Raw genomic sequence first — 11662 nt, 5'->3', positions numbered from 1 at the left:
CCGAACACGGAAGTTAAGCCCTCCAGCGCCGATGGTACTTGGGGCGAGAGCCCCCGGGAGAGTAGGACGTTGCCAGGCTGGACAAACCTCGTGAGTGAATCTCACGAGGTTTTTTCATTGGAAAATAGGACAATGATCTATTATCCATGATGCATTAAAAACTTTTATAATTGAATCAATAAACTGACTATTATAGAATAGAGATGTACTGATATATAACAGAGATTGGGAGAGGAGTGCTCATATGGGGAAAGCAACTGAAATTCAAATGACGGATCCAAATACCAATCTTAAGGATTATGATCAAGTATACGCCAATTGGGGTTGGGATGAAGTCGAGCGGGTGTTTACCTGGGCGAAAACAGGTCATGTCAACATTGTCTACGAGGCAGTGGATCGCCATGTGGAAGAAGGGTTTGGAGATCTAATTGCGCTTTTATATACGAATGGTGAAGACAGGGAGGAACAATATACGTTTGCAGACTTGAGCAGGCTGTCATCACAATTTGCCAACGGGTTAAAGAAGCTAGGGATTCGAAAAAGTGACCGTGTTTTTATATTCATGCCGCGCTGTCCGGAAGTGTATGTAGCTTTGCTGGGAATTGTTCGTATTGGAGCGATTGCCGGGCCGTTATTTGAGGCATTTATGGAAGCAGCAGTAAAAGACCGGTTGGAAGACAGCGGGGCTGTTGCCATTGTCACCACGCCAGAACTGGTTCAGCGCATTCCCGCTGCAGAACTCCCTGATTTAAAGCATATTATTTTGGTTGGTGCACAAAAAACAACCGCTCCTAATCAGGTGTTATATCAGGAACTCATGCAGGTTAGTGATGCATACACCATTGAGTGGGTTGACAGAGAAAGTGGCATGCTCCTGCATTATACATCGGGCTCTACAGGAAAACCCAAAGGAGTCTTGCATGTTCATGATGCCATGCGGCATCAGTATGTCTCTGGCAAGTTTGCCTATGATTTAAGGGAAGGGGATATATACTGGTGTACAGCTGACCCGGGATGGGTCACAGGGACAGCGGCAGGGATATGGGCGCCTTGGCTTAACCGTGTGACGGTGGTACTGAGAGGCGGACGGTTTAAGCCGGAAGATTGGTATGCCACCTTGGAAAAATTTAAAGTCACCGTGTGGTTCAGTGCACCAACAGCGTTTCGTATGTTGATGGGAGCAGGGGACGAACTGCCCAAGCGTTATGATTTGTCCCACTTACGCCACATTCTCTCTGCTGGTGAACCTTTAAATCCGGAGGTAATCCGCTGGGGAGTAGACACGCTGGGCCTAAGGATTCATGACAACTGGTGGATGACAGAAACAGGCTCCACCATTTGCAGCAATTATCCTTCCATGCCCATTCGTCCAGGCTCCATGGGCAAACCTTTGCCAGGGATACAGCTGGAAATCGTTGATGACGAAGGAAATGTGCTGCCGCCCAACACAATGGGCAACTTAGCTATCAAACCTCCCTGGCCAGCCATGATGCGGGCCATATGGAACAACAAAGAGAAGTACGCTCAATACTTTAAAAACGGGTGGTATATCTCAGGTGATACAGCTTATAAAGATGAAGAAGGATACTTCTGGTTTAACGGCCGTGCCGATGATGTCATTAATACGTCCGGAGAGAGAGTGGGGCCGTTTGAGGTGGAGAGCAAGCTGGTCGAGCACCCGGCGGTGGCCGAGGCAGGTGTGATCGGCATTCCTGATCAAGTCCGTGGAGAGATTATTAAAGCGTTTATTACTTTAAGAGCCGGATATGAGCCCAGTCAAGATTTGAAGGAGGACATCTACCTGTTTGTTAAACAAAAACTGGCCGCCCATGCTGCACCACGGGAAATTGAATTTAAAGACAAACTCCCCAAAACCCGTTCTGGGAAAATTATGCGCCGTGTCCTGAAGGCGTGGGAGCTTGGCTTGCCGACGGGAGACTTATCAACCATGGAAGATTAGGGCAGGTGAGTGTGTAACGATTGAGTGTCTACTATATCAAACAAGGCAACAAGATTAAACCACAAGGCTTGCCTAAATGCCAAATGAAAATGAGGCGGACAATCCGCCTCTTGACGTTAAATTAAAAATCGATAAAATACATGTTGGACAAGAACAGCTTTCTCAGGCTGTTTTTATTTTGGCCTTTGTGGCGGACAGGTTATGCCTGCTTGTCTGGACCAAAGTAATGCATTAAACAATCAGGGAGATGTTTTTGCCAAAAACCCCAAATATGCTGTCCCTCTTTCTCTAAATAGGTGATGTCAGCCCCTTTTTCTTCTAGGACAGCTTTTGCCCTGCGGTTCCAGTCTAAGAAGTCAAAAGTGCCCATATGTGTCTCCACTTCTGTTTCCTGAGTCCCGATCAGCATCCACATGTTAAGCCATTCCAAATGGGGTTCTGTGGCCAATTGCTCCAAAGAAGGGTTTAGAAAAGCGCCGGAAAGGCTAATAACATAATGGAACCAGTCTGGGTGGTCAAGAGCAATATGTAAAGAAACTGTTGCACCGAGTGAATCTCCCAGCAGGACGCGGCTGATGCCATTCTGTCTTAATTCATAACGAGATTCAATAAACGGGCATAACTCCTCTACAAAAAAGCGTTTGTAGGCATCGTGGCGGGAACCAATAGGAGAATATTCGCTTGTACGCTTCTTTTTATCCACATCAACCCCAACGATAATGATGGGTTCCATTCCTTTTTCAAGTATGAGATAATTAGCAATGGTGGCGATGCGTCCATACATGAAGGCGTCTTGTCCATCTTGAGTGTACACAATGGGGTAGGAGACCAATTCATTGTAGCCGGGCGGAAGGTAAATGCGTACTGGGCGTTCCTCATTAAGGAATCTGCTATTGATAGATTCTTTGATGACAGTTCGTTTAAGGTAGTTTTTATCACTCATGAGGGATACTCCTTTGTTGATTTATGTATTATTATTTTATACAATTTGAATACATCATTTCCATGGTTTAGCCAAAAATATAGAAAGGCGTATTATGTTTAAGGGGTGAAAGTATGAGTAAACAATTGAAAGCTATTCGAGCCGAAAAAGTAGAGACCATTAAAGTGCTCGATGCAGACGGGAAGGTTGTTTCTTCCGACCTGGAACCCAAAATGAGTGATGATGAACTGCGAGAATTGATGAAACGCATGGTGTTTACGCGTGTCTTAGACCAGCGTGCCATCAGTCTCAATCGTCAGGGACGCTTGGGGTTCTATGCACCTGTAGCCGGTCAGGAAGCCACCATGATCGGGTCTCAATTTGCTTTGAACAAGGAAGACTTTATTTTGCCCAGCTACCGTGACATTCCCCAAATTGTGTGGCATGGTTTGCCACTGTATCAAGCATTTCTTTATTCAAGAGGACATCAACATGGTGGGCAGATTCCGGAAGATGTGAATGTTCTAATGCCTCAAATTATTATTGGAGCCCAAATTATCCAAACAGCCGGTGTGGCCCTTGGCTTTAAGAAAAAAGGAGAAAAGCGCGTAGCCGTTACATACATCGGAGACGGGGGAACGTCTCAAGGGGACTTCTATGAAGGGATAAACTTTGCCGGGGCTTACCAGGTGCCTGCCGTTTTTGTGATTCAAAACAACCAGTACGCTATTTCCGTTCCGGTCGAATTACAAACCAATGCCGAGACTTTAGCCCAAAAAGCCGTGGCAGCAGGTATTCCGGGCTATCAGGTTGACGGTATGGACGTTTTAGCTGTGTACACGGTGATGAAAGAAGTGGTGGACAAGGCACGTAACGGAGAAGGTCCTGCCTTGATTGAAAGCTTGACGTATCGCTATGGTCCTCATACCATGGCTGGTGACGATCCAACCCGTTACCGCACCAATGAGGAATTGGACGAATGGGAGAAAAACGATCCGCTAATCCGTTTCCGTAAATATCTGGAATCTAAAGGGCTCTGGTCTGAAGAAGACGAAAACAAAGTGATCGAAGAAGCTAAGGAAGAAATTAACAAAGCTATTAAACAAGCGGATGAAACAGAGAAAATGACTATTCCGCAGCTGATTGACTCCATGTTTGAAACACTGCCTGCTCACTTAGAAGAACAAAAAGCAGAGTACGAGAAAGCGGGGGAATAAAGCATGGCACAAATGACAATGATACAAGCCATTACTGATGCTTTGCGCGTGGAATTGGAACGTGATGAAACCGTTCTTGTCTTTGGCGAGGACGTTGGTAAAAACGGAGGCGTATTCCGTGCGACAGACGGACTGCAAAAACAGTTCGGTGAAGAACGTGTCTTCGATACACCGCTGGCTGAATCCGGTATCGGGGGATTAGCGATCGGACTTGGCCTCACTGGTTTTCGTCCTGTTATGGAAATTCAGTTTTTCGGTTTCGTGTTTGAAGTGATGGACAGCATTGCCTCCCAAATGGCACGGATGAGATACCGTTCCGGCGGACGTTATCACTCCCCAGTTACGATCCGTTCTCCGTTCGGTGGCGGAGTGAAAACACCTGAATTGCATGCTGACAGCTTGGAAGGGTTAATGCTGCAAACACCTGGTCTGAAAGTGGTCATTCCCTCCAACCCTTACGATGCCAAAGGCTTGCTTATTTCGGCCATCCGGGACAACGACCCCGTGGTGTTTTTGGAGCACATGAAATTATATCGTTCTTTCCGCGGTGAAGTGCCGGAAGGTGAATACACCATTCCGCTCGGAAAAGCAAACATTGTCAAAGAAGGTGATGATGTCACCATTATCACCTATGGTGCCATGGTGCATACCTCACTTAAAGCTGCTGAACAGATCGAAAAAGAACGGGGGGCCAAGGTTGAGGTGATTGACCTGCGCACCATCAGCCCGATCGACATTGACACCATTGTTAAATCTATCGAAAAGACAAACCGGGCCATTGTTGTACAAGAAGCGCAAAAACAATCCGGTGTTGCTGCTGAAGTCATCGCTCAAATTAATGAAAAAGCGATTCTGCACCTTGAAGCCCCGGTTCTGCGCGTCACAGCACCGGATACCGTCTATCCGTTCGGGATGATCGAAGACAAGTGGCTGCCTGATCCACAGCGCGTCGTCAAAGCCATTAATCAGGTCTTAGATTTCTAATCAAAGGAGGAACGACTTGTGGCCGTATTTGAATTTAAACTCCCCGAGCTGGGGGAAGGAATTCACGAGGGTGAAATTGTCAAGTGGCACGTCCAGCCGGGTGACACAGTAGAAGAAGACCAGATCATTTTAGAAGTGCAAAATGACAAAGCAGTAGTTGAAGTACCTTCTCCTGTCAATGGAACGGTCAGGGAGATTGTGGTGGAAGAAGGAACTGTAGCTGTGGTTGGTGACACACTGATCACCTTTGCTGTAGAAGGAGATGTGCCGGAGCAGGCCGAAGAAGCTGATCACGAAACGGAAGAAAAGGCGGAAGCCAAGCAAGGCAAAGAGGACAAGCAGGAACAAGAGAAAGAGGACAAAGAGGAAACCCGTGCTGCCAAGCCTGCCGCTTCCCGCGAAGAGCGCATGAAAGTGCTGGCCATGCCTTCCGTGCGTAAATATGCCCGGGAAAAAGGGGTTGATATCACCCACGTGGAAGGCAGCGGGCCAAACGGTCGCATCACCCGCGAAGATATTGATGCCTATTTGGCTGGTGCTCAACAGCCTGCAGCAGAACAGCAAGTGGCGGAGGAGGAGAAACCAAAAGCAGTAACCCCTGCTGCCAAACCAGCCGTTAGAGGCGAACGTTATGAAGAACGGGTACCTCTGCGCGGTGTGCGCAAAGTGATTGCCCAAGCAATGGTCAAATCTGTCTATACAGCACCCCATGTTACGGTGATGGATGAGGTTAACGTCAGCAAACTGGTCGAATTAAGACAAAAAGCAAAGCCGCTGGCCGAGAAAAAGGGCGTCAAGCTGACCTACCTGCCGTTTGTTGTCAAAGCTGCTGTGGCCGCCTTGCGCGAGTTTCCGCAGTTGAATGCTTCCATTGATGATGAACAAGAAGAGATCATCTACAAACATTACTACAACATTGGTATTGCCACCGATACGGATAACGGCCTGCTGGTGCCTGTAGTAGAGGATGCAGACCGTAAGAGCATGTGGCAGATTGCTGATGAAATTCGTGACCTGGCTACCCGCGGCCGGGAGGGCAAACTCTCCCGTGAGGAGCTGAGCGGCAGCACCTTTACCATTACCAACATTGGTTCTGCTGGTGGTATGTTCTTCACACCGGTCATCAACTATCCTGAAGTGGCTATTTTAGGTACAGGCCGCATTGCCGAAAAACCTGTCGTTGTTGACGGTGAAATTAAAGTTGCGCCCATGATGGCCTTGTCCTTAAGCTTTGACCACCGCCTGGTTGATGGTGTGGCTGCACAGCAATTTGTCAATTACGTCAAAGAACTGCTGGAAGATCCGCAGTTGTTGATCCTAGAGGTATAATTGGAGGGATTAAAACATGGTCGTTGGTGAATTTGGAAAAGAAGTAGATGTGCTTGTTATCGGTGCTGGCCCGGGTGGCTATGTGGCTGCCATCCGGGCAGCCCAACTGGGCAAAAAGGTCACCATTGTGGAAAAAGGTATGCTGGGAGGCGTCTGCCTCAATGTGGGATGTATTCCTTCCAAAGCCTTGATTTCTGCAGCCCATAAGTATGAACTGATGAGCGATGACCAAGGCATGGGCATTACTGCTGACAACGTGAAAGTGGACTTTGAAAAAGTCCAGGAGTGGAAACAAGGCGTTGTCAATAAATTGACAGGCGGGGTTGAAGCGCTGCTTAAAGGGAACAACGTTGAAATTATTGAAGGAGAAGCGATTTTTGTCAGTGAGGACGAGGTGCGGGTCAACCGCGGTTATGAATCAGAGCGGCTGAAATTTAACCATTGCATCATTGCCACGGGTTCTCGTCCTGTCGAGTTGAAGCCCTTCCCGTTTGGTGGCAGGATTATTTCCTCCACTGAAGCGCTGAATCTGAAAGAGATCCCCAAAAGCATGGTGGTGATCGGCGGCGGATATATTGGTATTGAGCTGGGGCAAACATTCGCTAAGTTTGGGACGGACGTGACCATCCTTGAAGGAGAAAATCAGATTTTACCGGCCTTCGAAAAACAAGTGGCCCAGCTGGTTCAGAAAAACCTGAAACGCCTCAACGTCAACGTGGTTAAAAATGCCATGGCCCAGTCTGCTGAACAAGATGAGACCAGTGTGACCGTCACCTACAAAGTAAAGGACAAGGAAGAAACCATCACAGCCGACTACCTGCTGGTCACTGTGGGGCGCAAGCCAAATACAGATGAACTTGGTTTGGATATGGCCGGGGTTAAAATGAATGACAGAGGCTTAATTGAAGTGGATGAGCAGTGCCGGACCAGCAATGAACGCATTTTTGCCATTGGCGATGTGGTAGATGGCCCTGCATTGGCTCATAAAGCCTCTTATGAAGGCAAGGTAGCGGCTGAAGTTATTGCCGGAGAGCCAAGCGTTGTAGATTACAAGGTCATTCCGGCTGTGGTGTTCTCCGATCCTGAAATCGCTACCGTAGGATTAACAGAAGCGGAAGCAAAAGAAGAGGGTTATGAGGTGTCGGTAGGCAAATTCCCGTTTGCCGCCAATGGCCGTGCCCTTTCCGTCAACGCAACAGATGGTTTTGTCAAAGTGGTGGCTAATAAAGAAAACGGCGTTATTTTGGGTGCCCAGGTTGTTGGCATGGAAGCCTCTAATCTCATTGCTGAGTTTGGACTGGCCATCGAGATGGGAGCAACACTGGAGGATGTTGCCCTGACCATTCATGCTCACCCCACACTGGGCGAGATGAGCATGGAAGCGGCAGAAGTCGCCCTTGGGCAACCAATCCATATGGTCAAATAACAGGTAACTAAATTAATCCAATGTCATGTCACCCTCATAATCGGGTTGGAATGTGATAAAACTAACAGCAACTTAGAACACAAAATAGTTGAAATGAGGGTGACAGACATGGATAAAAAAATCAGAAGTGAACAATTGGATGAACAATATGAAGCGGAGCATTATAACAGCCGGGCCTTAATGGAAGCCTATAATAACATTGTGGGAGATGCTGATACTGAGTTCGCAGGGGAATTCGGGGTAGTGGATGAGGATACTTTGGAAGACTCTTCCCAAAGCGCCTTGTTATACACCCACAAGCAAGCCATGGATTCCTACCGGGAGGGAACAGTTGAGACCCGGCGTAAGTATAAGCAGAAGTAAATGATGGGTGCATTTTATCAGCATTAAATAAAGAGGGCTTCATGCCCCTTAAACAGTCAAAGTGCAAAAAGGCACTATCTTCAAGATAGTGCCTTTCCCTATGTTTAGGGATATATTAACGATATCGTTTAGCACCCAAATAACGTTGGGACCAGTAAGAAGTGGTCATATTGCTGATCGTCACCCCTGTTGATGTACCGCTGTGAATAAACTGGTTGTTCCCCAAATAAATTCCGGCGTGAGATGGCCCGCTGGTATAGGTTTCAAAGAAGACAACATCACCGGGCTGGGGATTGGAGACCGTTGTGCCTACGCTCCAAATGGAGGCCACAGTACGGGGTAAATTGACGCCTTGGGAACGGAAAATATACTGCAGGAAACCACTGCAATCAAAACCGGTGGATGGTGAAGAACCTCCCCAGCGGTAAGGGGCGCCCATATATTTTTTGGCTTCCTCTATTAAAGCTGAAACATTAAAAGAAGCTGATGAGCTGGAATTGTTAGCAGAGTTATTGGTATTGGACACAGGGGCCCCCGCTACACGTAAGACTTGTCCCACGCGTATAAGGTCGGAGGTCAAATTATTGAGGGCTTTTAACTCATTGACTGTCATATTGTGCTCCCGTGCAATTTTCCACAGAGAATCCCCTGGTTTTACTGTGTAAGTAGCACTAGATGTTGGATTAGACTCCACCGTGACATGGGGCTTGGAGGAAGTTGTATTGTTAGATGTTGTATTATTAGAAGAAGAACCGGGAATGGTTAATACTTGTCCGACGCGAATAAGATCAGAACTTAGGTTGTTAACAGATTTAAGTTGAGCAACTGTAGTACCGTAGTTTCTAGCAATATTCCAGAGGGTATCACCAGCCTTCACTGTATACGTGGCAGGTTGATATGTATTTGATGATGATCCTCCCGAAGCGGAGGTATGTTTTTGGGGAGCAGCAATATATAAGCGTTGGCCTACATAAATGGTACTGGACGATAGATTGTTCCAGGCCATGAGTTGTTCAATGGTCACCTGATATTGGCGGGAAATTTTCCACAAGGAATCTCCCCTCTGAACGGTATACGTCTTTTCACTTGCATCTGCGTCTTGGGCATAAGCAGTAAGCATAATGACGGCCGAAGCAGAGGCGGTTAAAACTTTTCTCCTCAACCCAATCACTCCTTATGCAGTTCTATTATTTCTATTAATTAAAGTGTACTCATTGTATTAACCATACAATTTTTCGACACTATCGTTTTTTTTTTGGCGTATTACTAGATTTTATTTTAATATAGAATGGTATTTTTTTCACCTATTAAAATTTAACTTGCTAACAACATATGCTCTTTTTTTGCAAGATATGGTTTAGCGCCCGGTTAAGATATCAATAACATCCATGTACGTGGCAGCGCGGGGAATTGTATAAGTGCCTGAGCGGATTTGTTTATCAACATCCAGTTCGCGAAAGAGCTGGATTACTTCCCGTTCGTTGCGGGCTAACCCTTTGGCAACGAGTTGAGAGGCAATGTCCGGACTGGTCATCCCAGGCTGGATGGTGAGTTCAACCGTTTCTTTATCAGGGTCAGTTTCACTCTCTTCAGGGTTGGATGTTTCTTCCTGCTGATCCCCTTTTTCTTCACTTTCTGCTAAGCGGGTGACAATACTATCCTGGACCTGCTTGTCAACCAGTGTCTCAAGCTCTTCCTCTGTCAGGAGCAGATAACCATGCTGTTCAGCCGCTTGCTGGATGACGTCAATATGGTTGACAAATTGTTCGTCGTCCCACCATTGCGACGTGGATAAAGAGGTCTCTAGAGCAGGGGAAGTCTGCTTAGCTGAGGTTTGATGAGTTAATTTTTGAGAAAGGAGCCAACTGGCTATCAGCAAGGCAAAGACAAGCGTGATACTCACTCCCCATATCAGCCGGTTCTTCTGATCTTTGCCAGTATACTGCAAAGTGTCGATCCCCCAGGTCAGGTTTGCAAGTTTAAGAGCTGCCTGATAGAGCTCACCCTTATGGGCAAATTTAACATGGAACAGCAAATACTGATCCATATCCTCTATCTCCACAATCGTGCTTTTGAGCAGGCGCTTTGTCATTTGCTGTTTCAGCGCCTCGTCACTGGCGGGTAATCCGGATAAGATTGATCGCCACTCTTTGCAGACATCACTTGTAAAGATATCCTGGGTGAGGGGAGGGTATTGGAATGTGTTTAATACTTTTTTAAATTCTTTTCCCAATGCTTCTATCCAGACTTGATTCATTGTGCAAACCTCCGTAAACACGATCTCGGTCCTGTTCCAGACAATGATATTATCAGTTGGTGTTCCTTGTTTATAATAATTTTAATCTAAGGGTAGTATTTTTGGCTAAGAATAGTATAATATAAATACAGGCAAAACAATAGCCTGTTTGGACAAGCTGGGACTTGTCCATACATAAAATAGGTACAAAGGAGGATGTCTAATGCCAAAAGGTGCCACTGAGACCAAAACTTTAAAAGTTGGCGACAAAGCACCTGACTTCACGCTGAAGTCCCATACGGACGAGACCGTATCCTTGTCCGACTTCCAAGGTAAGAAAAATGTATTTATTGCTTTCTACCCCTTAGATTGGACCCCTGTCTGAGGTGCTCAAATGCCTTCATACGAGGATGATCTTCCTCGTTTTGAAGAGTATGATACCCAAGTTTTGGGTATAAGTGTTGACAGTGTCTTCTCTCATAAAGCATGGGCCAAATCTATTGGAGGCATCACCTATCCTTTGCTGGCTGATTTCTATCCACATGGCGAAGTTTCCAAGAAATATGGTGTCTTCCGTGACAATCCCGATCAACCTGCTTATGGAGCCAGTGAACGTGCCTTGTTGATCATCGATAAAGAAGGGGTTATCCGCTTTATCGATGTTCACCCCATTGATCAGCAACCTGACAACGAAGAGTTATTTGAGGTATTGCGTAAGCTTGAATCCCAATAAACTAGCGCCTAAACGGGAAAGTGGCATATACTGAGAGGTATATGCCACTTTTTATTATTGGTCTTTACCTACCAGAATCAGAATAATTTGACGGATAAAAGTCATTGTGATGATTTAAAGTCAAAGGTGAGGGGTTGTAGTACTCCCGGTATGGATCTTGCTGTTCATGGGTGAATCTCATATCACTGGAGTAGTGAGGAATTGGGGAATAAAATACATTATCTTCATGCTGGTAAAGGTATTGGGCAGAACTTGGATCATGATGTGGCGGGTAAGCAAGGTGATCCGTTCTGTATTCAGGTTGAATGTAAACGGGCTGGGCAGGAGGCCATGGCGGATGGTATGATTGATGGAAGTGCTGCTGATGATACAAAGGCGGCTGTCCTCCTGGTTGAGTTAATCCAGAGCGCGCTCTTGTGTATAAAAATCCCATTAAGCAAACCTCCATAAAAAGTGATTATGAAAATCTATACTTTATGAGCACTGAAATTA

Annotated in this window: 11 protein-coding genes and 1 rRNA gene; 9 read left to right on the top strand and 3 right to left on the bottom strand. The window is 46.4% G+C overall.

Features of this window, described 5'->3' with window-relative positions:
* Positions 1–78 (top strand): 5S ribosomal RNA (gene rrf / locus J2S00_RS15860); the annotation flags it as partial.
* A gap of 166 nt (positions 79–244) precedes the next feature.
* Positions 245–1960, top strand: coding sequence for an acetate--CoA ligase (gene acsA, locus J2S00_RS15855; protein WP_307341997.1), 1716 nt, complete (start codon positions 245–247; stop codon positions 1958–1960).
* A 199-nt stretch (positions 1961–2159) separates the two neighbouring features.
* Here acsA and J2S00_RS15850 read toward each other — a convergent pair whose 3' ends face one another.
* The gene (locus J2S00_RS15850) at positions 2160–2903 is read right to left on the bottom strand and encodes an alpha/beta hydrolase (protein WP_307341994.1); all 744 of its coding nucleotides are present in this window, start codon (positions 2901–2903) and stop codon (positions 2160–2162) included.
* 113 nt (positions 2904–3016) lie between these two features.
* Here J2S00_RS15850 and pdhA point away from each other — a divergent pair, with 113 nt between their 5' ends.
* The 5 genes from pdhA to J2S00_RS15825 all read left to right on the top strand — a co-directional run bounded on the left by pdhA (position 3017) and on the right by J2S00_RS15825 (position 8201).
* Positions 3017–4099, top strand: a complete 1083-nt coding sequence (gene pdhA / locus J2S00_RS15845) for a pyruvate dehydrogenase (acetyl-transferring) E1 component subunit alpha (protein WP_307341991.1) — start codon at positions 3017–3019, stop codon at positions 4097–4099.
* Between the two features lie 3 nt (positions 4100–4102).
* The gene (locus J2S00_RS15840; RefSeq protein ID WP_307341988.1) at positions 4103–5083 is read left to right on the top strand and encodes an alpha-ketoacid dehydrogenase subunit beta; all 981 of its coding nucleotides are present in this window, start codon (positions 4103–4105) and stop codon (positions 5081–5083) included.
* Between the two features lie 18 nt (positions 5084–5101).
* Positions 5102–6412, top strand: a complete 1311-nt coding sequence (locus J2S00_RS15835) for a dihydrolipoamide acetyltransferase family protein (RefSeq protein WP_307341984.1) — start codon at positions 5102–5104, stop codon at positions 6410–6412.
* Positions 6413–6428: 16 nt separating this feature from the next.
* The gene (gene lpdA / locus J2S00_RS15830; protein ID WP_307341981.1) at positions 6429–7838 is read left to right on the top strand and encodes a dihydrolipoyl dehydrogenase; all 1410 of its coding nucleotides are present in this window, start codon (positions 6429–6431) and stop codon (positions 7836–7838) included.
* A gap of 108 nt (positions 7839–7946) precedes the next feature.
* A complete protein-coding gene (locus J2S00_RS15825) occupies positions 7947–8201 on the top strand; it encodes a hypothetical protein (RefSeq protein WP_307341978.1) in 255 nt (84 codons plus the stop codon).
* A 115-nt stretch (positions 8202–8316) separates the two neighbouring features.
* On the opposite strand, the gene J2S00_RS15820 is transcribed toward J2S00_RS15825, so the two are convergent.
* Together J2S00_RS15820 and J2S00_RS15815 are read right to left on the bottom strand one after the other, a co-directional pair.
* A complete protein-coding gene (locus J2S00_RS15820; protein ID WP_307341975.1) occupies positions 8317–9372 on the bottom strand; it encodes a C40 family peptidase in 1056 nt (351 codons plus the stop codon).
* A gap of 186 nt (positions 9373–9558) precedes the next feature.
* Entirely contained in the window at positions 9559–10458 is a 900-nt protein-coding gene (locus J2S00_RS15815; RefSeq protein ID WP_307341972.1) for a hypothetical protein, read from the bottom strand.
* A 202-nt stretch (positions 10459–10660) separates the two neighbouring features.
* Here J2S00_RS15815 and J2S00_RS15810 point away from each other — a divergent pair, with 202 nt between their 5' ends.
* Both J2S00_RS15810 and J2S00_RS15805 read left to right on the top strand, forming a co-directional pair.
* On the top strand, positions 10661–11170 hold the full coding sequence (locus J2S00_RS15810; protein ID WP_307341966.1) for a peroxiredoxin: 510 nt from the start codon (positions 10661–10663) through the stop codon (positions 11168–11170).
* Between the two features lie 201 nt (positions 11171–11371).
* A complete protein-coding gene (locus J2S00_RS15805) occupies positions 11372–11620 on the top strand; it encodes a hypothetical protein (RefSeq protein WP_307341963.1) in 249 nt (82 codons plus the stop codon).
* Positions 11621–11662 lie beyond the last annotated feature (42 nt).

Source organism: Caldalkalibacillus uzonensis (assembly GCF_030814135.1).
Classification (GTDB): Bacteria; Bacillota; Bacilli; order Caldalkalibacillales; family Caldalkalibacillaceae; genus Caldalkalibacillus; species Caldalkalibacillus uzonensis.
The sequence above is the reverse complement of the archived record's forward strand: the minus strand, read 5'-3'. Positions and strand labels throughout refer to the sequence as shown.